Source organism: Variovorax sp. V15 (assembly GCF_041154425.1).
GTDB lineage: Bacteria > Pseudomonadota > Gammaproteobacteria > Burkholderiales > Burkholderiaceae_C > Variovorax > Variovorax guangxiensis.
Genome location: NZ_AP028659.1, coordinates 1,179,625 through 1,204,986, shown reverse-complemented (window position 1 = coordinate 1,204,986; position 25,362 = coordinate 1,179,625). Strand labels below are relative to the sequence as shown.

At 67.2% G+C, this 25,362-nt stretch carries 21 protein-coding genes; 12 read left to right on the top strand and 9 right to left on the bottom strand.

From position 1 onward, the window contains the following. The first annotated feature begins 14 nt into the window (after window positions 1-14). The 7 genes from ACAM57_RS05870 (at window position 15) to ACAM57_RS05840 (ending at window position 6,425) form a co-directional block, all read left to right on the top strand. Window positions 15-1,244 carry a type II secretion system F family protein gene (locus ACAM57_RS05870; protein ID WP_369661000.1) on the top strand — a complete coding sequence of 410 codons (1,230 nt, stop codon included), beginning with the start codon at window positions 15-17 and terminating at the stop codon, window positions 1,242-1,244. Further along, on the top strand, window positions 1,244-2,209 hold the full coding sequence (locus ACAM57_RS05865; RefSeq protein ID WP_184642162.1) for an A24 family peptidase: 966 nt from the start codon (window positions 1,244-1,246) through the stop codon (window positions 2,207-2,209). The genes ACAM57_RS05870 and ACAM57_RS05865 overlap by 1 nt, the downstream gene beginning before the upstream one ends. Window positions 2,210-2,216: 7 nt before the next feature. Next, entirely contained in the window at window positions 2,217-2,828 is a 612-nt protein-coding gene (gene coaE, locus ACAM57_RS05860) for a dephospho-CoA kinase (RefSeq protein WP_369660999.1), read from the top strand. Window positions 2,829-2,897: 69 nt separating this feature from the next. Further along, the gene (locus ACAM57_RS05855) at window positions 2,898-4,391 is read left to right on the top strand and encodes an MBOAT family protein (RefSeq protein WP_126024676.1); all 1,494 of its coding nucleotides are present in this window, start codon (window positions 2,898-2,900) and stop codon (window positions 4,389-4,391) included. 4 nt (window positions 4,392-4,395) lie between these two features. Next, on the top strand, window positions 4,396-5,430 hold the full coding sequence (locus ACAM57_RS05850) for a hypothetical protein (protein ID WP_369660998.1): 1,035 nt from the start codon (window positions 4,396-4,398) through the stop codon (window positions 5,428-5,430). Between the two features lie 30 nt (window positions 5,431-5,460). Further along, complete coding sequence (zapD, locus tag ACAM57_RS05845; RefSeq protein ID WP_126024674.1) at window positions 5,461-6,216, top strand: cell division protein ZapD; 756 nt, start codon at window positions 5,461-5,463, stop codon at window positions 6,214-6,216. Continuing rightward, window positions 6,213-6,425 carry a DNA gyrase inhibitor YacG gene (locus ACAM57_RS05840; RefSeq protein WP_184642167.1) on the top strand — a complete coding sequence of 71 codons (213 nt, stop codon included), beginning with the start codon at window positions 6,213-6,215 and terminating at the stop codon, window positions 6,423-6,425. The genes zapD and ACAM57_RS05840 overlap by 4 nt, the downstream gene beginning before the upstream one ends. A gap of 18 nt (window positions 6,426-6,443) precedes the next feature. On the opposite strand, the gene ACAM57_RS05835 is transcribed toward ACAM57_RS05840, so the two are convergent. From ACAM57_RS05835 to secA, 6 genes are all read right to left on the bottom strand, one after another. Continuing rightward, window positions 6,444-8,414, bottom strand: a complete 1,971-nt coding sequence (locus ACAM57_RS05835) for an acyltransferase family protein (protein WP_369660997.1) — start codon at window positions 8,412-8,414, stop codon at window positions 6,444-6,446. Window positions 8,415-8,465: 51 nt separating this feature from the next. Further along, window positions 8,466-10,433 carry an acyltransferase family protein gene (locus tag ACAM57_RS05830; RefSeq protein ID WP_369662401.1) on the bottom strand — a complete coding sequence of 656 codons (1,968 nt, stop codon included), beginning with the start codon at window positions 10,431-10,433 and terminating at the stop codon, window positions 8,466-8,468. 7 nt (window positions 10,434-10,440) lie between these two features. Next, the gene (locus ACAM57_RS05825; protein ID WP_369660996.1) at window positions 10,441-10,905 is read right to left on the bottom strand and encodes an NUDIX domain-containing protein; all 465 of its coding nucleotides are present in this window, start codon (window positions 10,903-10,905) and stop codon (window positions 10,441-10,443) included. Further along, window positions 10,902-11,777 (bottom strand): ATP-binding protein, encoded by an 876-nt coding sequence (locus tag ACAM57_RS05820; protein ID WP_369660995.1) that lies wholly within the window; start codon window positions 11,775-11,777, stop codon window positions 10,902-10,904. The genes ACAM57_RS05825 and ACAM57_RS05820 overlap by 4 nt, the downstream gene beginning before the upstream one ends. After that, window positions 11,774-13,003: a bifunctional glutamate N-acetyltransferase/amino-acid acetyltransferase ArgJ gene (gene argJ, locus ACAM57_RS05815; protein WP_369660994.1), complete on the bottom strand. Its 1,230-nt coding sequence runs from the start codon at window positions 13,001-13,003 to the stop codon at window positions 11,774-11,776. The genes ACAM57_RS05820 and argJ overlap by 4 nt, the downstream gene beginning before the upstream one ends. 164 nt (window positions 13,004-13,167) lie before the next feature. Continuing rightward, window positions 13,168-15,954 (bottom strand): preprotein translocase subunit SecA, encoded by a 2,787-nt coding sequence (gene secA, locus ACAM57_RS05810; protein ID WP_184642173.1) that lies wholly within the window; start codon window positions 15,952-15,954, stop codon window positions 13,168-13,170. Between the two features lie 173 nt (window positions 15,955-16,127). Here secA and ACAM57_RS05805 point away from each other — a divergent pair, with 173 nt between their 5' ends. From ACAM57_RS05805 to ACAM57_RS05795, 3 genes are all read left to right on the top strand, one after another. Then, entirely contained in the window at window positions 16,128-16,436 is a 309-nt protein-coding gene (locus tag ACAM57_RS05805) for a hypothetical protein (protein WP_126024667.1), read from the top strand. Window positions 16,437-16,494: 58 nt separating this feature from the next. Then, complete coding sequence (locus tag ACAM57_RS05800; RefSeq protein ID WP_369660993.1) at window positions 16,495-17,481, top strand: ornithine cyclodeaminase family protein; 987 nt, start codon at window positions 16,495-16,497, stop codon at window positions 17,479-17,481. Window positions 17,482-18,089: 608 nt separating this feature from the next. After that, complete coding sequence (locus ACAM57_RS05795) at window positions 18,090-20,084, top strand: YadA family autotransporter adhesin (protein ID WP_369660992.1); 1,995 nt, start codon at window positions 18,090-18,092, stop codon at window positions 20,082-20,084. 120 nt (window positions 20,085-20,204) lie between these two features. Here ACAM57_RS05795 and ACAM57_RS05790 read toward each other — a convergent pair whose 3' ends face one another. Further along, the gene (locus ACAM57_RS05790; RefSeq protein ID WP_369660991.1) at window positions 20,205-21,350 is read right to left on the bottom strand and encodes a pyridoxal-phosphate dependent enzyme; all 1,146 of its coding nucleotides are present in this window, start codon (window positions 21,348-21,350) and stop codon (window positions 20,205-20,207) included. A 106-nt stretch (window positions 21,351-21,456) separates the two neighbouring features. Here ACAM57_RS05790 and ACAM57_RS05785 point away from each other — a divergent pair, with 106 nt between their 5' ends. Then, window positions 21,457-22,086 carry a transcriptional regulator gene (locus ACAM57_RS05785; protein ID WP_126024663.1) on the top strand — a complete coding sequence of 210 codons (630 nt, stop codon included), beginning with the start codon at window positions 21,457-21,459 and terminating at the stop codon, window positions 22,084-22,086. Between the two features lie 12 nt (window positions 22,087-22,098). Here ACAM57_RS05785 and ACAM57_RS05780 read toward each other — a convergent pair whose 3' ends face one another. Then, complete coding sequence (locus ACAM57_RS05780; RefSeq protein WP_184642178.1) at window positions 22,099-23,091, bottom strand: tripartite tricarboxylate transporter substrate-binding protein; 993 nt, start codon at window positions 23,089-23,091, stop codon at window positions 22,099-22,101. Between the two features lie 17 nt (window positions 23,092-23,108). Continuing rightward, a complete protein-coding gene (locus ACAM57_RS05775) occupies window positions 23,109-24,299 on the bottom strand; it encodes a pyridoxal-phosphate dependent enzyme (protein ID WP_369662400.1) in 1,191 nt (396 codons plus the stop codon). A 140-nt stretch (window positions 24,300-24,439) separates the two neighbouring features. Between ACAM57_RS05775 and ACAM57_RS05770 the strand changes: the two genes are divergently transcribed. Continuing rightward, window positions 24,440-25,360: a LysR substrate-binding domain-containing protein gene (locus ACAM57_RS05770; protein WP_126024661.1), complete on the top strand. Its 921-nt coding sequence runs from the start codon at window positions 24,440-24,442 to the stop codon at window positions 25,358-25,360. The last annotated feature ends 2 nt before the right edge of the window (window positions 25,361-25,362 follow it).

Here is a 25,362-nt window from a genome sequence, read left to right as displayed (position 1 = left end):
ATACCGGAGATCGAATGGCTACAGTGGCATCCTCCCGCACCCAGCCCACACACAAGGAATTTGTCTTCGAATGGGAAGGCAAGGACCGCAACGGCAAGCTGGTACGCGGCGAACTTCGTGCTGCCGGCGAAAACCAGGTGCAGGCCGCGCTGCGCCGCCAGGGCGTGCTCGCCTCCAAGATCAAGAAGCGCCGCATGCGCTCGGGCAAGGCGATCAAGCCGAAGGACATCGCGATCTTCACGCGCCAGCTGGCGACCATGATGAAGGCCGGCGTGCCGCTGATGCAGTCCTTCGATATCGTCGGGCGCGGCAATGCGAATGCGAGCGTGGCCAAGCTGCTCAACGACATCCGCAGCGACGTGGAAACCGGCACCTCGCTGTCGGCCGCATTCCGCAAGTTCCCGAAGTACTTCGACAACCTCTACTGCAACCTGGTGGAGGCTGGCGAAGCGGCCGGTATTCTGGAAGAACTGCTGGACCGGCTGGCCACCTACATGGAGAAGACCGAGGCGATCAAGTCGAAGATCAAGTCGGCGCTGATGTATCCCATCTCGGTGATCGTGGTGGCATTCATCGTGATCGCCATCATCATGATCTTCGTGATTCCTGCGTTCAAGGAGGTGTTCACGTCTTTTGGCGCCGACCTGCCTGCACCAACGCTGATCGTGATTGGTATCAGCGAATTCTTCGTTTCGTACTGGTGGCTTATTTTCGGCGGCATCGGCGGGGGACTCTATTTCTTCATCCAGGCCTGGAAACGCAACGAGCGAGTGCAAAGAACGATGGACCGTCTTCTGCTGCGGATCCCGGTCTTCGGCGTCCTCATCGAAAAATCCTGCGTCGCCCGCTGGACCCGCACCCTGGCCACCATGTTCGCCGCCGGCGTCCCGCTGGTCGAAGCCCTCGACTCCGTGGGCGGCGCCTCCGGCAACACCGTCTACGGCGACGCCACCGCGAAGATCCAGCAGGAAGTCTCCACCGGCACCAGCCTCACGGCCGCCATGACCAACGTCAACCTGTTCCCGTCCATGGTGATCCAGATGACCGCCATCGGCGAGGAATCCGGCTCCATCGACCACATGCTGGGCAAGGCCGCAGACTTCTACGAATCCGAGGTGGACGACATGGTCGCGGGCCTCTCCAGCCTGATGGAGCCGATCATCATCGTGTTCCTCGGCACCATCATCGGCGGCATCGTGGTGTCGATGTACCTGCCCATCTTCAAGCTCGGCCAGGTCGTTTGATGCTGGTTTCGCGGGAATTCGACACCGTCTTCGCCGGTGTCCTGGGGCTATTGATCGGCAGCTTCATGAACGTCGTCATCTACCGCGTGCCGGTGATGATGTATCGCGAGTGGCTTGCCGACGCCGTCGCCAATCTCATGTCGTCGAAGGATGCGCCCTCGCTGTGGTCGCTGGCCTTCGGGCCGAAGGTCGCGGCGCCCGCCGGGCTGGAGGCCTCCGCCGACAAGGCGGCCGAGGTCGTCGAGAAGCAGCCCCCCTTCGACCTGATGCGCCCCGCGTCGCGCTGCGGCGCCTGCGGCCACGAGATCCGCTGGTACGAGAACATCCCCGTGCTGAGCTATGCCGCGCTGCGCGGACGCTGCTCGTCGTGCAAGACCTCGATCAGCCTTCGCTACCCGTTGGTCGAGCTGATCACCGGAGGCCTGTTCGCCCTGTGCGCCTGGCGTTTCGGCATCACGCCGGCCGGGGCGCTTTGGGCGGCGTTCGGGGCCTTCCTGATCTGCCAGTTCCTGATCGACTTCGACACCCAGTTCCTGCCCGACTCGCTCAACTATCCGCTGCTCTGGCTCGGCCTGATCGGCGCGGCCATGGGCTGGACCGGCGTTTCGTTGAGCTCGGCCGTCTGGGGCGCGGTGTTCGGCTACCTGAGCCTCTGGCTTGTGTACCATGCCTTTCGCCTGGTCACGGGCAAGGAAGGCATGGGCTATGGAGACTTCAAACTGCTGGCCGCGCTGGGTGCATGGCTCGGAGCGGACTACCTCATCGCGATCATCCTCGTCTCTTCGCTGGTGGGTGCGGTGATCGGCATCTCTTTGCGCATCGCCGGCAAGCTGGCGCACAAGGACATTCCCATCGCCTTCGGCCCCTTCCTGGCCGGCGCGGGCCTCGTCTGCCTCGTGGCGGGCCCCGAAGTCGTGAGGCAGTGGATTCCGTTCGCCTTCCCCCTGGACGCGCTGATGCGCTGACCTCCGCATGGCAGTGCGGCGCATCGGCCTGACGGGCGGCATCGGCAGCGGCAAGAGCACTGTCGCGGGCCTCCTGGTGGCCCAGGGGGCGGTTCTGGTGGACACCGACGCCATCGCGCGCTCCATCGCGCTGCCGGGCGGCATCGCGATGCCGGCCCTGGAAGCCGCCTTCGGCCCGGGCGTCATCGACCCGGCCGGCGGCCTGGACCGTGCCGCGATGCGCCAGATCGTGTTCGCGGACGCCGGCGCCAAGGCCCGGCTCGAATCCATTCTCCACCCCCTGATCGGCGCCGAAACCCAGCGCCAGGCCGCGGCGGCAGGCGAGGATGCCGTCGTCGTGTTCGACGTTCCCCTGCTGGTCGAATCCGGCCGCTGGCGCGCGATCGTCGACCGGGTGCTGGTGGTCGACGTCACCGAGGAAACGCAGCTGAAACGCGTCGTCGCACGCTCGGGCTGGGCGCCCGAAGCGGTAAAGGCGGTGATCGCCCAGCAGGCTCCGCGCCGGGCCCGGCGGGCCGCCGCGGACGCGGTCATTTACAACGAGTCCCTGACCCTGGAGGAACTCGCTCAGCAGGTCCGGGGTTTCTGGGAACGGTGGGCTAAGTCAAGCACGCGATAATTTGGGGTTGACGCCGCGACGGCAAAAAGACGGTCACGTCAAACGGCGCATGCCCAAGCGCCCCTCACGATGCTTTTCAATTCGTACCCCTTCATCTTCGTTTTCTTCCCGCTGGTCCTGATCGGCTTCTTCCTGATCGGTGCGCGCAGCCCCCGGTCGGCGGCGGGGTTCCTGGCACTGGCTTCCCTCTTCTTCTACGGGTGGTGGAGCGTCAAGGCGCTGCCGCTCCTGCTGGGGTCGATCTGCGTCAACTACTGGTTCGGGCTGCGGCTCACGCCCTCCCCCAGCCGGGAGGACAAGTACCGCAAGACGCTGCTGATCATCGCCCTGGTGGTCAACCTGGGGGTGCTGGCGGTCTTCAAGTACGCCAACTTCTTCCTCGAGAACGTCGATGCCGGCCTGGCCGCCGCAGGGCTTCCGCAGATCGACCTGGTCCACATCGTCCTGCCGATCGGCATCTCGTTCTACACCTTCACCCAGATCGCCTTCCTGGTCGACTGCTGGCAGGGCAAGGTGCACGAGCGCAGCTTCATCCATTACGTGCTGTTCGTGACCTACTTCCCGCACCTGATCGCGGGCCCCGTGCTGCATCACGCGCAGATGATGCCGCAGTTCAACAGCCCGGCCACCTACAGGATCAACGCCAACAACATCGCGCTGGGCCTGGGCATCTTCGTCTTCGGCCTGGCCAAGAAGATGCTCATCGCCGACCCGCTGGGCCAGTACGCCGACATGATGTTCAAGGGCGTGCACGAAGGCGTGCTGCCCTCGCTGTACACGGCCTGGTTCGGGGTGCTGGCGTACACGCTGCAGATCTACTTCGACTTCTCGGGCTATTCCGACATGGCCGTGGGCCTCTCGCTGTGCGTGGGTGTGCAACTGCCGCTCAACTTCAGGTCGCCGTACAAGTCGACCAACATGATCGAGTTCTGGCGCCGCTGGCACATCTCGCTGTCGACCTTCCTGCGCGACTACCTCTACGTGCCACTGGGCGGCAACCGAAAGGGTCCGACGCGGCGCTACATCAACCTGTTCCTGACGATGCTGCTGGGCGGCCTGTGGCACGGCGCCGCCTGGACCTTCGTGCTCTGGGGCGCGCTGCACGGCTTCTACCTGATGGTCAACCACTTCTGGAACGCCAAGGTGCGTCGCGGCAAGACCGAAACCACCTGGTACGGCCGCGTGGCCGGCTGGTTCCTCACCTTCCTGTGCGTGATGATCGCCTGGGTGGTCTTCCGCGCCGACAGCATGTCGGCCGCCATCGAGATCTACAAGGGCATGCTGGGCATGCACGGCGCGCCAGTGTCGGCCTTCAGCGAGTTCCGCGTGCCGTTCCGCAAGCCGGAATTCTTCCAGACGATCCTGGTCGGCCTCGTGATCTGCCTGGCGCTGCCGCCCACCATCACGCTCGACCGCTGGATTCCCGCCGTCGCCGGCCTGGCCGGGCGCCCGCGCCTGCAGCGCCTGGCGACCTGGGCCACCGGCCTGGGCTGCGTCTACCTCTTTGGCCTGTGCGTGTCGAAGTTCGGCAGCTACAGCCCCTTCCTCTATTTCCAGTTCTGACGACATGGAAGACACGAAATCTGCCAGGACCTGGCTTCGCATCTTCGCCGCGGGCTACCTGGTGTGCTGCGCCCTGCTGCTGGTCAGCCTCTTCACGCCCATCCCCTACGGCGACCTGACCCGCATCGGGCGCATCTCCGAGCGCGAATTCGGCTGGCACGAGCCGCCGCCGCCCATCCCGGACGCCGACGTCAAGACCTGGCCCATCAACGAATCCGACATCCTGGTGATCGGCGACAGCTTCTCGGTGCGCTACGCGTGGCAGTCGAAACTGGTGGGCGCGGGCTACAAGGTCACGACCACGCACTGGGACAACCTGGGCGGCGTGCTCTGCGACGACTTCTCGGGCTGGCTCCAGAAGTCGGGTTTCAAGGGCAAGGTCGTGATCGTCGAGAGCATCGAACGGCTGCTGTACGACCGCATCGAGAAGTCCGAGTCGTGCAAGACCATGAAGCACAGCTTCAAGCCGACGCCGCCTCCCTTCGAGAACCCGTCCAGGCCGGCCCCTGGCTTCCAGCTCAACTGGGATGCCCAGTTGCTCAGCGGCTGGTTGACATACCAAAACACCAAGGAGATCCTGGCCTCCGACAGCTGGACCAACACGCCCGACCGCTGGGGCCCGCTGATCGACGCCCGCGTGGTGCCCGAGGGCTGCAAGCAGTTCAGCCACCGCGCCTGCAACAAGCTCCTGATGACCGCCGAGGACCGCGTCAATCCGGCGCTGACAGCCGAGTCCGCGAGCTTCATGAAGCGCTTCGAGAGCACTGCAGCGCCCTACAAGGTGGTGTGGATGGTCGTGCCGAACAAGACCAGCGTGTATTTGCAACAAAACCATGCCGATGCGTTCCGGGCCGCGTTCAACCCGCAAAATATCGGACCGGACCTGTTCGCGCTGGCCGAGCAGAACCGCTTCAAGATGAAGGATCTTTTCCCTGCCAACGAGACCCACGTGTCGACCCGGGGTTACATTCTTTTCGGGCAGCGTATGCTGGAGGCTGTGCGCGAGGTGTTCCCGCCACCGGCCGCCAAGACGCAATGAGCCCGAACCCGACGTGAAAAACCGATACGCGTGATCCTCTACGAGTACCCCTTCAACGAGCGCATCCGCACGTACCTGCGGCTAGAGCACCTGTTTCGCCGCCTCGGCGAGTTGGTGCCGGCCGAATCCCCCCTGTCCCACCACTACGCCCTGGTCACGATCTTCGAGATCATGGACGTCGCCGCGCGCGCCGACCTCAAGGCCGACGTGCTGCGCGACCTGGACAAGCACAAGAACGTCTTCAACAGCTACCGGGGCAATCCGGCCATCGCCGAGACCGTGCTGGATCAGGTCATCGGCCAGCTCGAAGGCAATTTCGCCACCCTCAACGGCGTGGCCGGCAAGGCGGGCCAGGCGCTGACCGAGAACGAGTGGCTCATGAGCATCCGCAGCCGCGCCGGCATTCCGGGCGGCACCTGCGAGTTCGACCTGCCCGCCTACTACGCCTGGCAGCACCGCCCGGCCACCAGCCGCCGCGCCGACCTCGAGCGCTGGTCGAACACGCTGTCGCCCCTGGCCTCGTCGATCTACCTGCTGCTCAAGCTGCTGCGCGACGCCGACGTGCCCTACAAGGTGATCGCGGTCAACGGCCAGTTCCAGCAGAACCTGCCCCAGGGCCGCAGCTTCCAGCTGCTGCGCCTGCGCATCGACCCCAAGCTGGGCCTGATCCCTGAAATCAGCGGCAACCGCCTCATGGTCTCGGTGCGCCTGATGCGCCACGACAAGGACGACCGCCTGCACCAGAGCTCGGAAGACGCCCCCTTCGAGCTCACCCTTTGCGCATGACGACCGAGGTGAACAGCAAGGGCGAGCGCATCGTGCGCTGCCCCACCTGCGGCGGCGAGAGCGTCTATGCGCCGAGCAACGCCTACCGGCCTTTCTGCAGCGCGCGCTGCAAAGGCATCGACCTGGGCGCCTGGGCCAGCGAGGAATTCCGCATGCCCGCCGAAGCGCCGCCGGACGACGAGCCTTTCGGCGATCCCAAGATCCAGTAGGTCGGCAGGAAAAGCCGCTTACTTGCCGACGGCGCCTTCATCCAGCAGCGCCGGATCGATGTACGTCGCGAAGCTTCGCGCATAGCGCGGCCGAAGATGGCCGATGTCCTTGTAGGCTGGCGAACCGTCGTCCGGCATGCTGCGGATGCACTCGCCATCCGCGCACAGGCTGGCGAAAGGCTCGATGACCTTGGCGCCATTGGCCTGCGCCACCTGCTTCAGCCGCGCGTTGAACTGCGCCTGGTCCTGCGGCATCGGCGCCTTGAGCTGACCCGACTCCGCCGTCATGCGCCCCAGGCGGCTGCCCTCGATCTGCCGCAACGGATCGAAATCCATGCCCACCGGATTGCCGAGCACCAGGTAGACCGGCTTGTGCGCCGACAGCCGCTTCAGCACCTCGCCCAGCGACTTGAGCGACTGATCGATGCCGTCGCCGCCGATGAACGGATGCACGGCCTTCCGGTCGTCGACGAAGTAGTTCACCGTCGGGCCGGCACCGGTGAAGTAGCAGCTCCAGCACGCTCCCAGCACGACCGAATCGATCTCGGGCTTGAGCGCCAGGTCGAGCACTGCGGTGCGCCGCTCGTCGCAGCCGGTGTCGGGGCCGCTGAACAGGCCCGGCACCGGCGGGCACGAGCCCTTGGTCGCGAAGTAGATGGTGCGTGCCTTGTCGGGCTGCGTGCGCATCAGCTCGAGCGCGCGCGGCGCGTACTGCTCGACGTGGCTGTCGCCGATCAGCAGCACGTTGTGCTTGCCGTTGCCGACGCGGTAGACGAACTGGTTGCCCAGCGCGGCCTCCTCGAAGCCGTCGTAGTAGTTGTCCTCGCGGGTCGCATCGGCCACCGCCTGCAGGGCCGGGCTGTCGTGGCGAGGCATGGGCGTGCCCAGGAAAACAAGAACACCGGCCAGCGCCAGCGCCGCGCCCGCACCCGCCAGCCCGCGCAGGACGGCCTGCGAGAGGTGCAGCTTGACGAAGCGCTCGAGGAAGCGATACGTGGCCCAGGCCAGCACGACCGATGCCGCCACCAGCACGATGCGCAGCCGCAGCGGCGGCTCGCCGCCGGTCACGATGCGCGCGTAGGACAGCAGCGGCCAGTGCCAGAGGTACAGCGGGTAGCTGATGAGGCCGATCCACACCATCACCCGGTTCGACAGCAGATACCGGTTGAGCACCCCGCCCGGCCCTGCCGCGATGCAGCTCGCCGCGCCCAGCACCGGCAGCAGCGCCCACCAGCCCGGAAACGCCTTGGTGCTGCGCGTCATGAAGAGGCCGAGCACGATCAGCGCGATGCCGACGATCGACTGCAGGTGCTTCTTCCACGCGCGGGCGGTAGCGGCGCCTTGTGCAACTGACTGCAATTGCATGACCGCCAGCAACCCGCCCGCCATCAGCTCCCACGCGCGCGACAGCGGCGAATAGAAAGCCGCCGCCCGGTGCGCCTGCACCGTCAGCACATTGACCAGGAACGAGATCACGGCCACCGCCAGCACCACGCGCAGCATCGGCCAGCGCCTGCGCCAGGCCAGCCCCAGCATCAGCGGCCAGAAGATGTAGAACTGCTCCTCGATGCCCAGCGACCACAGGTGCAGCAGCGGCTTGGTCTCGGCCGAGGCGTCGAAATAACCGGCCTCGCCCAGGAAGACGAGGTTGGCGAAGAAGGCGGCGCCGCCCGTGGTCTGCTTGCCCAGCTGCGAGAACTCGCCCGGCAGCAGCACATACCAGCCGAAAGCCAGCGTCGCGAGCAGCACCAGCACCAGCGCCGGGAAGATCCGCCGGATGCGCCGCGCATAGAAGTCGCGGTAGCTGAAGTCGCCCGCCGCCAGGCTCTGCAGCAGGATGGTCGTGATCAGGAAGCCCGAGATCACGAAGAAGATGTCGACCCCGATGAAGCCGCCCGGCAGCAGGCTCGGGAAGGCGTGGTACGCCAGCACCGAGCCGACCGCGATGGCACGCAGGCCGTCGATGTCCGGGCGGTACTTGGGATGCATGGGCGCTTGCTCTTCTTCGATCGGTCGGTCGGTCGGCTGGCGAACGGCCGCTCAGCGCGACGGCTGCTGCGCCGGGGCGCTGCGCACGGTGCGGTCGAAGTAGCTCGCCTCTTCGCGTGTGTAGCGCGGGCGCAGGTGGTCGGCATCCTTGTACGCGGGCGCGCCGTCGGGGAGCGTGACCAGGCAATGGGCGCCGTCCTTGCACAGCACCGCCATCGCGTCGATCGGCTCCGCGCCACTCGCCGCGGCGATGGCGCGCAGCCTGTCGTTGAGCGCCTTCTGGTCGGCCGGCAGCAGCACCGTCGGCGAGGAGGTCATCGCCTCCATGTGCGTGAGGCGGCTGCCTTCGATCAGGCGCTTGGGCGTGAACTCGGGGCCGCCGGGGTTGTCAAGCAGCAGGAAGACCTTCTTGTGCCGCGCCAGCTCGCGCAGCGTGGCTTCCAGCGAGGCCAGCGAACGCTCGATGCCGTCGCCGCCCTGGAACGGATGGACCTTGTTGTCGGGGCCGCGGAAGTAGTACTCCAGCGCCCCGTGGCCGACGAAGTAGCAGTTCCAGCAGCCACCGATGACCACCGAGTCGACCTCCGGGCCCATCGCATAGGCCAGCATCGCGTCGCGGCGCTCGGCGCATCCGATGTTCTTGTCGACCTGCACGCCCGGAACCGCCGGGCATGCGCCCTGGGTCACGAACCAGGCCGACTTGTCGGGCATCGACAGCGTGCGCGACAGCTCCATGATGCGCGGCGCGTACTGCTGCACGTGGCTGTCGCCCACGAAGAGCACGCGCTTGGGGCCGCTTCCGGTCTTGTAGACCAGCTGCTCGCCGATCTGGTCGAGCTTGAAGCCGGCGTAGTAGTCGGCGTCCAGCGTGGCGTTGGCGACGACCTGCAGCCGGTCGCTGTCGTTGCGGGGGCCGGGCACGCCGAAGAAGATCGCGGTGCCCAGCGCGGCGACCAGCACCATGCCACCGCCCAGCGCCTTGAGGATCCCCGTGCCGGGACGGCTTCTCGTGTAGCGTTCGACGAAGCGGTACGTGGCCCATGCCAGCAGTACGGCGGCCACCATCGCGCCGGCGCGGTAGACCGGCGATGGATGCAGAGGATCGGCCTCCACGATGCGCACGAAGGCCAGCAGCGGCCAGTGCCACAGGTACAGCGGATAGCTGATGAGCCCGATCCACACCATCACCCGGTTCGACAGCAGGTACTTGTTGAGCACGCCGTTCGGCCCCGCGGCGATGCAGCTGACGGCGCCCAGCGTGGGCAGCAGCGCCCACCAGCCCGGGAAGGCCTTGTTGCTGCGGATCATCACCAGCCCGAGCACGATCAGCCCCACGCCCACCACCGACTGCAAATGGCTGCGCCAGGCGCTCGGCGCCGGCGGCTTCAGCCGCATGCAGGCCAGGATGCCGCCCACCATCAGCTCCCAGAAACGGGAAGCCGGCGAATAGAACGACGCCGCCGGCAGCGGATGCACCGTGGCCACGTTCACGACGAACGAGACCGCCGCCACCGCCAGCACTACGCGCACGATCGGCCAGCCCTTGCGCCAGGCGAGCCCCAGCAGCAGCGGCCAGAAGATGTAGAACTGCTCCTCGATGCCCAGCGACCACAGGTGCAGCAGCGGCTTGGTCTCGGCGGCCGTGTCGAAGTAGCCCGACTCGCCCCAGAACACGAAGTTGGCGACGAAGGCCGCGCCGCCCACGGTCTGCTTGCCGAGCTCGCTGAACTCGTCGGACAGCAGCAAGTACCAGCCCGCGCAGAGCGTGGCGAACAGCACCACGATCAGCGCCGGGAAGATCCGCCGGATGCGCCGCGCGTAGAAGTCGCGGTAGCTGAAGTCGCCCGCCGCGAGGCTCTGGAGAATGATGGTCGTGATCAGGAAGCCCGAGATCACGAAGAAGATGTCGACGCCGACGAAGCCGCCCATCAGCGCCGTCGGGAACGCGTGGTAGACCAGTACCGAGCCCACGGCGATTGCCCGCAGGCCGTCGATGTCCGGACGGTACTTGGGATGCATCAAGCGATCAGCTGGCCTGCTGCGCGTCGGCAGGCGCGACCACCGGCGGCGCCACGAACGGCAGGCCGCGCTCTTGCGACAGCCACTGCAGCACCGGGAACGCGCCCGGCAGCACCGGCGCCACGTCCAGCGGCAGCTGCTGCCAGGCCATGCGCTGGCCTTCGCGCATCTCGAATTCGCCGCTCCAGGCCGTGACCTTGCACCAGTGCAGGCGCACCAGCGCGTGCGGGTAGTCGTGCTCCGTGACCTTCCAGACCTCGGCGCCGTCGATGGTGATGCCGAGTTCTTCCTGAAGCTCGCGCCGCAGCGCCTGTTCGACCGTCTCGCCCGCCTCGATCTTGCCGCCGGGAAACTCCCAGAAGCCCGCGTAGGCCTTGCCCTCGGGCCGCGTCGAAAGCAGCAGCGCGCCGTCGGCCATGCGGATCAGCACGCCGACCGCGACTTCCGTGTGCTTGCGGGTCTGTTCGCTCACGCCTTGCTCCGCCCCGCGTAGTCGCGCGCGAACTGGTAGGCCACGCGGCCGCTGCGCGAGCCGCGCTCCAGCGCCCACACGAGCGCCTCGGGCCGCGCCGCCGCGATGGTGGCCTCGTCCATGCCGAACGACGAGAGCCACTGGCCCACGATCGTCAGGTATTCGTTCTGGCTGAAGGGATAGAAGCTCACCCAGAGGCCGAAGCGCTCCGACAGCGAGATCTTTTCCTCGATCACCTCGCCGGGGTGGACTTCGCCGTCCTCGGTGTGGGTGTACGAGAGGTTGTCCTTCATGTACTCGGGCAGCAGGTGGCGCCGGTTGCTGGTCGCGTAGATCAGCACATTGGGCGTCGATGCCGCGATGGAGCCGTCGAGGATCGACTTCAGCGCCTTGTAGCCCGGCTCGCCCTCGTCGAAGCTCAGGTCGTCGCTGAACACGATGAATTTCTCGGGCCGCTGCGACACCACCTCGACGATGTCGGGCAGGTCGGTGAGCTCGGCCTTGTCCACCTCGATCAGGCGCAGCCCTTGCGGCGCGTAGGTCTGCAGGCAGGCGCGAATGAGCGACGACTTGCCCGTGCCGCGCGCGCCCGTCAGCAGCACGTTGTTGGCTGGCTTGCCCTCGACGAACTGCTGCGTGTTGCGCGCGATCTTTTCCTTCTGGACGTCGATTTCCTTCAGCGAATCGAGCGACATCGCCGCCACGTGCTTCACCGGCTCCAGCACGCCGTGGCCCGAGCTGCGGCGGCGGTAGCGCCAGGCGATGGACGCGTTCCAGTCGGCCGGCTCGGCCAGCGGCTGCGGAAGGATCGATTCGATGCGCCCGATGAGCTGTTCGGCTCGCTCGATCAGCCTCTGGAACTGCTCATTCATGACCGGTAATCGGCGTTGATCGTCACGTATTCGTGGCTGAAGTCGCAGGTCCACACCGTCTCGCTGGCATTGCCGCGGCCCAGGCCGATGCGCACGGTGATCTCGCTGCGCTTCATCACGCGCTGGCCGTCTTCCTCGCGGTACGACGGATTGCGCCCGCCCTTGACCGCCACATGGACGTCGTCGAGGAACAGGTCGATGCCGGTCTGGTCGAGGTCGGCGATGCCCGCATAGCCCACGGCCGCGAGGATGCGGCCCAGGTTCGGGTCGCTGGCGTAGAAGGCCGTCTTGACCAGCGGCGAGTGCGCCACGGCGTACGCCACCTGCTTGCACTCGGCAGCGTCGCGGCCGCCTTCGACCTGGACGGTGATGAACTTGGTCGCCCCCTCCCCGTCGCGCACGATGGCCTGCGCCAGCTGGCGCGCCACCTCCTGCATCGCGGCCACCAGCGCCTTGCCCTCGGCCGAGTCGAGCGAGGTGATGGTCGCGTGCGCGGCCTTCTGTGTGGCGATGACCACGAACGAGTCGTTCGTCGAGGTGTCGCCGTCGATGGTCACGCGGTTGAACGAGGCGTCGGCCAACTGCTTCGCCAGCGGCTGGATCAGCGAGGGATCGATCTTCGCGTCCGTCGCCAGGAAGCCCAGCATGGTCGCCATGTTCGGGCGGATCATGCCGGCGCCCTTGCTGATGCCAGTGATGGTGACGGTGGCGCCGCCGACCTGCACCCGCTGGCTGAACGCCTTGGGAATCGTGTCGGTGGTCATGATGCCCTCGGCCGCGCGCGCCCAGTTGTCCTCCCTGGCGTCGGCCAGGGCGGCGGGAAGGCCGGCCTCGATGCGGTCGACGGGCAGCGGCTCCATGATCACGCCGGTGGAGAACGGCAGGATCTGCTCGGGCGAGATCTCCAGCTTGCGCGCCAGCGCGATGCAGGTGGAGCGCGTGCGCATCAGCCCGTCTTCGCCGGTGCCCGCATTGGCATTGCCGGTGTTGATGACCATCGCCCGGATGCCGTGGTTAGCGGCAAGGTGCTCGCGGCAGACCTGCACCGGCGCGGCGCAGAAGCGGTTCTGCGTGAACACGCCGCCGACGGCCGAACCTTCGTCGATCAGCACGACCGTCAAGTCCTTGCGATTGGCCTTGCGCACACCCGCCTCGGCCACGCCGATGCGGACGCCGGGCACCGCGAACAAGGCGGCAGGATCAGGGGCAGACAGGTTCACGGGCATGGCACTTATTCCTTCTTGCGTATCAATTTTTCATCGGCACCGACAAGACACACTTTTCGTCGCCAGGGATACCGCGGAACCGGCTTTGCCGGGCCGCCGGTATCGCCCCCGGCGAGGGGCTGGCGGCCACACGAAGTGCGGCAAGCCTAGGGAGCATGTCTACTTCAGGTCAGCTTGCCGTGGCACTGCTTGTACTTCTTGCCGCTGCCGCAGGGGCACGGGTCGTTGCGGCCGACGCGGGCGAAGGCGGCAGCCTCCGCGCCGAGCGCGCCCAGCCCGGCGGCCGCGATGCGGCGCTGGTTTTCCTCATCGACGCGCACCTCGACTTCGCCCGTCTCGGTCGGTGCCGAGTAGGTGATGTTCGAGACGTTCTCGCCGCGGCTTTCCATCGCTTCGGCGGCCTGTTCGAGTTGCTCGCTCGACTGCACGCGCACCGTCATGAGCTGGCGCGTGACTTCGTTCTTGACCGAATCGAGCAACTGGCCGAAGAGCTCGAAGGCTTCGCGCTTGTATTCCTGCTTGGGCTGCTTCTGCGCGTAGCCGCGCAGGTGGATGCCCTGGCGCAGGTAGTCGAGCGAGGCCAGGTGTTCGCGCCAGTGGGTGTCGATGCTCTGCAGCAGCACCATGCGCTCGAACTGGGTGAAGTTCTCCTGGCCGATCAGCGCGACCTTGGCGTCGAAGGTCTCGTTGGCGTTCTTGAGCACCTTCTCGACGATGTCCTCGTCGGCGATGGCCTCGGAAGCCTCGACTTCCTTCTTGAGCGGCATGTCGATGCCCCACTCGTTGAAGAGGCTCTTCTCCAGGCCGTCCAGGTCCCATTGCTCTTCCACCGACTCGGCCGGTACGTACTGGCGCACGAGGTCGGTGAAGCAGCCTTCGCGCAGCGCCGCGATCTGCGCCGTCAGGTCGGCCGCGTCGAGGATGTCGTTGCGCTGCTGGTAGATCACCTTGCGCTGGTCGTTCGACACGTCGTCGTACTCGAGCAGTTGCTTGCGGATGTCGAAGTTGCGCGCCTCGACCTTGCGCTGCGCGCTCTCGATGCTGCGCGTGACGATGCCGGCCTCGATGGCCTCGCCGTCGGGCATCTTCAGGCGATCCATGATCGCCTTCACGCGGTCGCCCGCGAAGATGCGCATCAGCGGATCGTCCAGGCTCAGGTAGAAGCGCGAGGAGCCGGGGTCGCCCTGGCGGCCCGAGCGGCCGCGCAGCTGGTTGTCGATGCGGCGCGACTCGTGGCGTTCGGTGGCGATGATGCGCAGGCCGCCGAGCGACTTCACGAACTCGTGGTCCTTGGTCCACTCGGCGCGGATGTGGGCGATGTCGGCCTGCCTGGCCGCCTCGTCGCGGCCTTCGTCGTTCTCGATGGCCTCGATCATCTTCTCGATGTTGCCGCCAAGCACGATGTCGGTGCCGCGGCCCGCCATGTTCGTCGCGATGGTGATCATCTTCGTGCGGCCGGCCTGCGCCACGATGTCGGCCTCGCGCGCATGCTGCTTGGCGTTGAGCACCTGGTGCGGCAGGCCCGCCTGGGTGAGCAGGCCGTCGATGATCTCGGAGTTCTCGATGGACGAGGTGCCCACCAGCACCGGCTGGCCGCGCTCGTAGCACTCGCGGATGTCCTGGATGGCCGCCTCGTACTTCTCGCGCGTGGTCTTGTAGACGCGGTCGAGCTGGTCCTCGCGCTTGCTCGTGCGGTTCGGCGGGATGATGACGGTCTCGAGGCCGTAGATTTCCTGGAACTCGTAGGCCTCGGTGTCGGCCGTGCCGGTCATGCCGGCGAGCTTGGAATACAGGCGGAAGTAGTTCTGGAAGGTGATGGAGGCCAGCGTCTGGTTCTCGGCCTGGATCTCCACGCCTTCCTTGGCTTCCACGGCCTGGTGCAGGCCGTCGCTCCAGCGGCGCCCGCTCATCAGGCGGCCGGTGAACTCGTCGACGATCACCACCTCGCCCTGCTGCACCACGTAGTGCTGGTCGCGGTGGTAGAGGTGACGGGCGCGCAGCGCCGCGTTCAGGTGGTGCATCAGCGTGATGTTGGCCGGGTCGTAGAGCGACGCGCCCTCGGGCAGCAGCTTGAATTCGCTCAGCAGGCGCTCGGCGTTCTCGTGGCCGTCCTCGGTGAGGAACACCTGGTGCGTCTTCTCGTCGACCGTGAAGTCGCCGGGCACCGTGACGCCTTCGCCGGTGCGCGGGTCGGCTTCGCCTTCCTGCTTCTTGAGCAGCGGCACCACCTTGTTGATGGCCAGATACAGGTCGGTGTGATCTTCGGCCTGGCCGCTGATGATCAGCGGCGTGCGGGCCTCGTCGATCAGGATGGAGTCCACCTCGTCGACGATTGCGTAGTTCAGCCCGCGCTGGACCCGGTCGCCCGGCTCGTAGACCATGTTGTCGCGCAGGTAGTCGAAGCCGTACTCGTTGTTCGTGCCGTAAGTGATGTCGCTGCGGTAGGCGGCCTGCTTTTCCTCGCGCGGCATCTGCGGCAGGTTGATGCCCACCGTCAGGCCGAGGAAGTTGTAGAGGCGGCCCATCCAGGTCGCGTCGCGGTTGGCGAGGTAGTCGTTCACCGTGACCACGTGCACGCCCTTGCCGGACAGCGCGTTCAGGTACACCGGCAGCGTGGCGGTCAGCGTCTTGCCTTCGCCGGTGCGCATTTCGGAGATCTTGCCGTTGTGCAGCGCCATGCCGCCGAGCAGCTGGACGTCGAAGTGGCGCATCTTCATGACGCGCTTGGAACCCTCGCGCACCGTGGCAAAGGCTTCGGGCAGCAGGGCGTCGAGGGTTTCGCCCTTGGCGATGCGGTCCTTGAATTCCTGGGTCTTGGCGCGCAGTGCGTCGTCGCTGAGCTTCTCGAACTCGGGTTCGAGCGCATTGATGCGTTCCACCGTCTTGCGATACTGCTTGAGCAGCCGGTCGTTGCGACTGCCGAAAATCTGGGTCAGGAAGTTGGTTGCCATGGGTGGAGATGGGCGGGCGCCTGATGAGATACGGCAGGCACTTCGACCGGATTCCCTAAGATATGGTGAAAGCAGTTGGGCGCGCTTTCCATGAAAGCAAGCAGCCTTTTTCCGGCGCAATCGCCGGCAAACCGGGCATTTTAGCTGTCTTGTTTCTAACCCCTGGATTACCGATGTATCGCCGACTTCCCCCCGCCATTTCGCTGCAGCAGGCTGCGGAAGGCGCCCCGACGCTGGGCAGCCTGATGGCGCGCGCGCGCGACACCACGGAGCGGCTCAAGGCGGTGGAAGGGCTGATCCCGCCGGCCATGCGCGCGGCCGTGCAGGCCGGTCCGGCCGAGGGCGACGTCTGGTGCCTGCTGGTCAAGGGCAGCGCCGCGGCAGCCAAGCTGCGCCAGCTCTCGCCGATGCTCGTGACCCGGCTCAAGAACCGGGGCTGGGACGTGGCGACGATACGGATCAAGGTGCACACGGGGCGCTGACTACCTCGGCCCTGCCGGTTGTTTTGATTTTTTGTCTGGAAATAGATAATATTTCCAGATGACATTCTTCGCCGCGGCCGCCGACGCCCAACTCCTGCTTCTAGACAAGAACCAGGTCGACGCCCTCCTCTCCCCCGATGAAGTGCTCGGGGCCGTGCGCGAAGCCTTCATGCTGCACAGCGAACGCGAGGGCCGCGTGTTCCCGGTGGTGCGCGAACCTCTCGGCACCGGCGGCGTGTTCGGCATCAAGTCCGGCGACGTGCAGGCCCAGGGGCTGCTCGGCTTCAAGGCCGCCGGCTTCTGGCCGGCCAACCGGCAGCGCGGCGGCGAGCCCCATCAGGCCACCATCATGCTGATCGACCCGGCGACAGGGCGGCCGCTGTGCGTCATCGACGGCAACACGGTGACCACCGCGCGCACCGGCGCGGCCGGCGGGCTGGGCCTGCAGCTGCTCGCACGGCCCGGCAGTGAGCGGCTGTGCATCTTCGGCACCGGCGTACAAGCGCGGATCCAGCTCGACTTCGCGCTTCGGCTCATCCCCTCGCTGCGCGAGGCTCTCTATATAAGTGCGAGCGGCGAGCGCAATGCCGCCTTCGAAGCGCACTTCAGCGGCCGCTGCGACATTGCACCAGCCACGGACCGCAACGCCGCCGTGGCCGGCAGCGACATCGTGATCACCGCCACGCCGGGCGGCGGCGCGCTGTTCGATCTCGATGCCGTGCAGCCCGGCACGCACCTGAACTGCGTAGGCGCCGACACCCGCGGCAAGCGGGAGCTGCCGGAAGGCCTGCTGGCACGCGCGCGCCTGTTCGTCGACGACCGCACGCAGGCCCGGCAGATCGGCGAAACGCAGTGGGCGCCCGACACCGAATGCATGGAGCTGGGCGACCTGCTCAGCGGCAAGACCGCCTTCGGGCGCGCCCCGAAAGACATCACCGTCTTCGACATGACGGGCCTCGCGCTGCAGGACCTGACCGTCGCACGCCTTCTCCATGCGCGCGCTGCCGAGACCCGAACAGGCACGCGCATCGCTTGGCCCTGGTAGCGCTGCTCGAAAGGCAGGGCGCAATGCCACGCCGCTTGCCTCCCATCTGAAAAGCGTGATTTTTTGTTGCGGACGGAGGAACATTTCGGCCCTTGGGCGCCGACTGCCTCCTAGCATTTTTCGTCATCAATGCGCCGCATGACTGTTTTGGCCGCGAGATTCTTCTGAAGAGAAAAATCGAAATCGCGGACTTCTTCTCGCCCAAAAAACAAAAGTCGCAATCCGGAAATAATTCAATCCCGGAGGAATGCCATTAATTGACATCAGTGGTCATTGTCTGAGTCGATTTCCAATCGATACATTCCGCAACCTTGAAGTCTTGGCGGAGCTTGCAACGCACCTCTGCGCGACTTTCATCGTCGAATAAACACAGAGAGGTTGGAATGATTTCACCCGAGCCCTGCGGCTAGCTCGCGCACCGCCACTTGCCTGCCTGAACCGCGCCCGCGCGCAGCCCATTGGCAAGGCCGATTTCCCGAAATTGGGAAATCCATCTTTCACCCCCGCGAACCGAACGACGCCCGATCCCGGCAAGGGAATCAGGCCGTCTCGTCACGCGCATCGAATCCGCATTTCTTTTTCAGAAGATCGATTTCAAAGAAAAATCCATGAGCAATTCCTACAGAAACACCCGCCGCGGCCACATCGGCTTCAGGCTGTCAGCCGTGACCGCAGTTCTCGCGAGCGGGCTCCAGCTCTCGCCGCTCACAGCAAGTGCATCGACCTACGCTCCGGCCAACTGCAACAGCTCGAGCACGGCAACCATCGGCCGAGTGACCGTCACCGGAACGAACAGCATGCCGGTCGACGGGACCGGTCCCTGGTCCAACATCACCGGCTGCAACTCGAGCGGCAGCAACCTGGACGGCGTGACGGTGTACGGCAGCTACTCGCAGGGCACGGGTGACGGGGCCACCGCCGTCGGGTTCTCCAGCACCGCCGGCAAATGGGCCTCCGCGGCCGGGCTTTCGAGCAGCGCCTCGGGAACCGGGAGTGCCGCCTTCGGCTACGACGCACAGGCGCAGGGGCTGAACTCGGCCGCGATCGGCGCGGCGTCCAGTGCAGCCGGCCAGGGTGCCGTGGCCCTTGGCAGCGGCGCCTCCGCGAAGTACGACAACTCCGCCGCCATCGGCGCCGGCAGCACCACCGCCGACTCGCTGGCAAACCTGCAGGGTGCGCCCGCCTACACGCCGGCCGCGGGAACTGCGGTCGCAGCTGCAGCGGCGGCTGGCGAAGTGTCGGTGGGCAGCGGCGGCAGTGAGCGCAGGCTCACCAATGTCGCCGCCGGCGGCTCTGCGACCGACGCGGTCAACGTCAGCCAGCTCTCGACCGCCACCGCTTCGCTGTCCACCAGCCTGGACACGGCCAACGGAACCATCGCCAGCCTGTCCACCTCCACCGCCGCCGGCATCGGCAGCCTGTCGACCGGCCTCAATACGGCCAATGGCGCCCTCGCCAGCCTGTCCACGTCCACCGCGGCAAGCATCGGAAGCCTCTCCACCGGCCTGTCCACCGCCAACGGCAACCTTCGCAGCCTGAGCACGTCGGTCAGCACCATCTACAACACGGGTACCAAGTACTTCCACACCAGGTCGACGGCGGGCGACTCGATGGCCAGCGGCGACAGTTCCGTTGCGATCGGCCCGCAATCGGAGGCCAGCGGCTCCAGCTCCCTTGCGGCCGGCACAGGCGCCAAGGCAGCAGCCAACAACGCATTGGCCGTGGGCTCCTACGCCCTCGCGACAGGCGCGAACGCGATCGCCATCGGCACCGGCGCGCTGGCCACGGGCTCGCAGGCCATCGGCGCGAGTTCGCGCGCAGGCGGAGGCGGCACCGCTCTCGGCGACAACGCCGATGCCGGTGGAACGTCGCTGAGCCAGTCGCCGCGGATCGCCAAGGGCACCGCCATCGGCTTCGGCGCGGTGGTGCAGCAGAGCGAGGGCGTGGCGCTGGGCGCCGGCTCGGTGGCCGCCACCGCTGCCGGCGTGGCCGGATACGTGCCTCGCAACACATCGGCGCAGCAACAGGCCGCCGTCAAGGCCACCGCCAGCACACAGGCAGCCGCTTCGGTCGGCGACGCAGCCAGCGGCCGCTTCCGCCAGATCACCGGCGTGGCGGCCGGCACGGCGGACAGCGACGCGGCGAACGTGGCGCAGCTCAAGGCATCCGAAGCCGCCTCCCGGGCCAGCAGTGCGCAATACACGACCCGCGCCGATGGCTCCGTCGACTACAGCCAGATCGTGCTGGGCAACGGCCAGGCGCCGGGAGGCACGCGCATCTCCAACGTGGCGCCAGGCGTGCAGCCCACGGACGCCGTCAACGTGAACCAGCTCAACCAGGTGCGCAGCCAGGTCGCCGACGTGGCGCGCATCGCCTACACGGGCACGGCGATGGCCATGGCCATGTCGGGCACCTACCTGCCCACGCTCGCCCCGGGCGAGAAGACCGTGGGCGTCGGGGTGGGCAGCTACAAGGGCTACAGCGCCGTGGCGCTGACCTTCAAGGCGCTTGCCGGCGACGGAGGAATGTCGTGGGGCGCGGGCATTTCGACCAACGGCAGGGAATGGGGCGTGAACGCCGGCGTGGGCTGGAAGTGGAAATAAGGGAAATAAGGGCTCAGGGGAAATAGAGCCGATCAGGGAGCGAGCCGGCAACGAATCGGCAAGCAAGAGGATGGCCCCCATGCCTCGCGGCGTGGGGGCCATTTTTTTTGAGCAGGCCCGCTATGCGGCAGCCACGTCCGCGAAGAGCCCGGTCATGAACTGCGTCGACTTCAGCCCGGTACCCGTCAGCAGCGCCACGGTCGTCTCCGTGCTCCTGATGTCGCCGCGCTGCGCCAGCACGTCGATGGCCGCGGCGGCCGACGCGGAAGTCGGCTCGGTGTAAAGGCCGCAGGCCGCGAGCCGGCGCACCGCCGCCGCGATCTGCTCCTCGGTCAGCGCCACGGTCCTGCCATTCGTCTCGCGCAGGGCCTGGATGATTTCCGCCAGCCGCACCGGCCGCTTGATCGCCGTGCCCTCGGCGATGGTCGGCTGCACGGCGCGCTCCACGAGCGTGTCGACGCCAGCGGTGAAGCTCGCGTCGATCGGCGAACAGTTCAGCGGCTGCGCAACGAAGATGCGCGGCAACTTCCTGATCTGCCCCGCCGCCAGCAGCTCCTTGAAGCCGATCCAGCAGCCGAGCACGTTGCTGCCCGCGCCGGTCGGAATCACGACGTTGTCCGGCGCCACGAAGCCCAGGTCCTCCCACAGCTCGTAGGCCAGCGTCTTCGTGCCCTGCAGGAAGAACGGATGCCAGTTGTGGCTCGCGTAGAAGATCGATTCCGACTGCCGCACCGCCTCGTGTTCCGACTCCTCGCGCGGCCCCGGCACCAGTTGCACCTCGGCGCCGAAGGCGCGGATCTGCGCCACCTTCGGCGCGGGCGTGTAGCTCGGCGCGAGCACCTTCACGCGCATGCCGGCCGCAGCGCCCGCGGCGGCGATGGCCGCGCCGCCGTTGCCCGAGCTGTCTTCCAGCACCGCATCGACGCCGATCTGGCGCAGGAAGGACATCATCACCGCCGCGCCACGGTCCTTGAAGCTGCAGGTCGGGTTGAACCACTCCAGCTTGAAGTGCGGCTCGAAGTCGCCCCAGCGCTTCTGCACCAGCGGCGTGCAGCCTTCGCCCATGCTCGCGGGCCTGTCGATGGCCACGGGCAGCGCCGCGCGGTAACGCCACAGCGAGCGCGTACGCGAATCGATGTCGTCGCGCCCGATGCCCGGCAGCCGCGTGACCAGCATCGGGTTGCCGTCGTCCGAGCGCCAGCGGCGTTCGGACAGCTCGTGGCGCCGGCCGGTGCGGGGATCGACGTAGCGTGCGCGTTCTGTCATTCGTGGCTCCTGGATCAACAATCTGAACAAGACTGGATAATACATCCAATACTGTACTTTTTGTATAAATCAGATTGTTCGTCCAGAGCTGGATACATTCCCCGGTATGAAGAAGAAGCCGAACAAGCAGCTGCTCGACATGCTCAGCAACATCGCCGAGGGCCTGGGCCAGACCTTCGCGCCCTTCTGCGAGGTGGTGGTGCACGACCTGAGCAACCCCAGGAACGCGATCCACGCGATCGAGAACGGCCTGAGCGGCCGAGACGTCGGCGATTCGGTCACCGAACTGGGCCTCGCGCGCATCCGCGACCCGGAGTTCCCGGCGGTGATCGCGAACTACGCCAACACCTTTCCCGACGGGCGCAAGGTCAAGAGCACCTCCATCGGCATCAAGGACGAGAGCGGCGAGTACGTGGCCGCGCTGTGCCTGAACGTCGACCTCACGCTGTTCCAGAGCTTCCAGGGCGCGATCTCGCAGTTCACGCGCATCGACGACAGGGAAGTGCACGAGCACCTCGAAGCCGGCGGCGGCAGCCATTCGGACCGCATCCACGCGCGCATCGACGAGTTCGCGGCCGCGCGCGCGACCACGCCGCGCTCGCTGAAGCCGGCCGACCGCAAGCAGCTGGTGCAGGAGCTGAAGAAGGCCGGCATGCTCGAAGTCCGCCGCGGCGCCGAGATCGCGGCGGCGCACATGGGCGTGTCGCGCGCCACCGTCTACAGCGACGCGAAGTAGCCCTGCCGGGGCTTACTGCGGCTGCAGCCCGATCTCGTGCGCGGCCTTCTGCCAGCGCTCCGCCTCCGAGCGCAGGAAGGCGCGCAGCTCGGCCGGCGTCGACCCCTTCATCTGCACGCCGAGCACCGAAAGCCGCTCCTTCACCGACGGATGCTCCAGCGCGGCAATGGCCTCGCGGCGCAGCTTCTCGATCACGTCCAGCGGCGTGGTGGCCGGCGCCACCAGGGCCCACCACTGGTCGATCTCCAGGCCCCTGAGGCCGTTCTCGGCGAGCGCCGGCACGTTCTGCAGGCCGGGCAGGTTCACCCGCTGCGCGCTCGTCACCAGCAGCGGCCGGATGCGGTTGGCGCCCAGCAGGCTGGAGCCGCTGGCCAACGTCGCGAAATGCCCCGCCACCGTGCCCGCCGCCACGTCGGTGAGCGCAGGCGCCGAACCGCGATACGGAACCATGTTGAACGGGATCTTCGTGCGGCTCGCGAGCAGCTCTCCCGCGAGGTGGCTCACCGTGCCCGCGCCGCTGTGCGCGATGGCAGGCGGCGAGCCCTTGGCGGCAGCAGCCGCAGCGGTCTTCAGGAAGGTCTTGAAGTCCTTGCTGTCGTCGCCCATGCCCGCGAAGAACACCAGCGCAGAGGTGCCGATCATGGTCACCGGCGTGAAGTCGCGCAGCAGGTCGTAGGGCAGCTTCGCCGTCACCGCTGGCGCGATGGCGTGCGGGAGCTCGACGATGGCAAGCGTGTAGCCGTCGGGCGCGGCCTTGGCCACCGCGTCGGTGCCGATCATGCCGGCGGCGCCGGGCCGGTTGTCCACGATCACCGGGCTGCCGATGGTCTGGCTCATGCGCTGCGCCATGGCACGGGCGATGGCGTCGGTGCTGCCGCCGGCCGCCCACGGCACGACGAGCTTCACGGGCTTGTCGGGGTAGGCCGCCCACGCGGGGCTGACAAAAGAGGCGAGCAGGGCTGCAGAGCCGGAGGCCGCGAAGGCCCGGCGATTCATCGTCGGCATGTTGGATTCCTGGAAAGTTAAACCGGGCGGTCGGGCCAGCTCGGATCGCCGGTCGCGTTGGCCGTCAGCATCAGCACCACGTGCGCGTCCGCAGCGATGGAGTTGCTTTCTCGCAGTTGGCGCAGCGCGGCCAGGCCGCCCGCGGCGCACAGCTCGGCACTCACGCCGGCTGCGGTGAGCACGCGGCGTGCGGCTCGGGCTTCGTCGTCGTTCACCACCACGGCGCCGCCGCCGGTGGCGGTGGCCGCCTGCCACTGCAGGTAGGTGACGGTGGCACCCGCGGTGGAGAACTGCGCCGTGTGGCCCGGGTAGCTGCCGTTGATGGCGCCACCCGCGAACACGCGGGCAAGGCGCGGGAACGGCTCCACCAGCCAGAGCTTCGGCAGGCGCGCGATGCGCCCGGCTGCCAGCAGGTCGCGAAAGCCCGCGTAGATGCCCCACGCGAGGTCGCCGCGCGCCGTGGGGATCACGACGTGGTCGGGCAGGCCGCCCTCGTTCACGCACTCCAGCGCGATCGGCTTGTAGCCCTCGATCGCCAGCGGCGCGCTGCCCAGCGCGGGCAGGCGGTAGTTGGTGAGCGCGAAATAGCCGGGATGCTGCGAGCGCTCGCGCACGAAGGCCCAGCGGCCGGCGTTGTCGGAGAACACGTAGCGCCGCGCGCCCAGCGCGTCGAGCTGCCGCGCGTAGGTGGCCGGCATGCCCTCGTAGGTCGCGACCTCGCAGCCCAGGCCCGCGGCCCATGCGTAGTGCGCCGCCGAGACGGCCGCGTTGCCGGAAGAGGCCAGCACCAGCGTGTGGGCGTCGAAGTCGAGCGCCTGCGCCACGCCGACCGCGGTCATGCGGTCCTTGTGCGAGCCGGTGGGGTTGCACGACTCGTCCTTGATCGACAGGCGCGACACGCCGAACTGCTGCGCCAGCCCAGGCATGTCCTGCAGCGGCGTCTGCCCCTCGCCCAGCGCGAAGCTGGAGGTGTAGGGCATGGGCATCAGCTCGGCACTGTCGGGCAGGTAGCTCGCGCGCAACGCCACGTGGATGCCCTCGCGCCGGCACGCCGGGCAGCCGTCGTGCGCCAGCGTGACCGGGTAGAGCGCGTCGCAGCGCAGGCACTGCAGGCCGCGCAGGTTCGGGTTGCGCACGGGCTTGGGCGTGCGGTCGCGGACCAGCCCGGGGGGATGGCCCGGGGACGAAGGATGGCTCAGCGGATCCATCGGGGGAGCGGCGAACTTGAAATCCAGAACGGGCGATGTCGTCACGGGGGTCTGCGCTTGATGAAGTTGTGACTAAATCTTATGCAATCGGAAATAAAATTACGCAGCCTCAGATACTCAACCGATAACAGAACTTATCGATGCGATTCGGCGAAATCGAAACGTTCCGGGCACTCATGCGCAGCAGTTCCACGCGCAAGGCCGCCGCGCTGCTGCACGTGACGCAGCCCGCCATCAGCCAGTCGCTCAAGCGCCTGGAGACCCAGGCCGGCATGCTGCTGTTCCAGCGCATCGGCGGGCGGCTGGTGCCCACGCCCGAGGCGCGCGCGCTGTGGGTGGAGGTGGAACGGGTCTTCATCGGCATGGACGCCATCGAGCACCGGGTGCGCAGCCTGCGCGACTTCGGTGTGAGCCAGCTCGAGCTCAGCTGCTTTCCGGCCTACGGCCTGGGCTTCATGCCGCGCGCGCTGGCGCGGCTGAAGGCGCACCGCGGCGCGAGCCCCTGGCCGCAGGTGTCGCTGCAGGTGCTGAGCTCGAAGGACGTGCGCGACCGCGTGGCCATGGGCATCTCCGACTTCGGGCTGATGGCCGACGAGCTCTCGCTCGAAGGCATCGACCACTCCACCTTCTCGCGCTTTCCCGGCGTCGTGGTGATGCCGCCCAACCATGCGCTGGCCCGCTTCAAGACCATCAAGCCCGAGCAGCTCGCAGAGGCGCCGTTTCTCTCGCTCAACCCCGAAGACCCCTCGCACCAGCGGCTCGAGGCTGCGCTGGCGCCGCACGGCGTGGCGCTGCGCGTGCTGGTTCAGACACCCTACGCCGCCAGCGTGTGCGAGATGGCGCTGCGCGGCCTGGGCGTGGGGCTGGTCAACCCGATCACCGCGCTCGACTACGCGGAGCGCGGGCTGGTGGTGCGCAAGTTCTCGGTCGACGTGTACTTCACCTGCCTGCTGGCGCTGCCGGCGGGCAAGGTGCTCTCGGCCACCGCGCGCGACTTCATTTCGCTCATGCGCCAGCAGCTGGCGGAAGACGAGAAGCGCATCCAGCGCCACCTGCGCTAGGG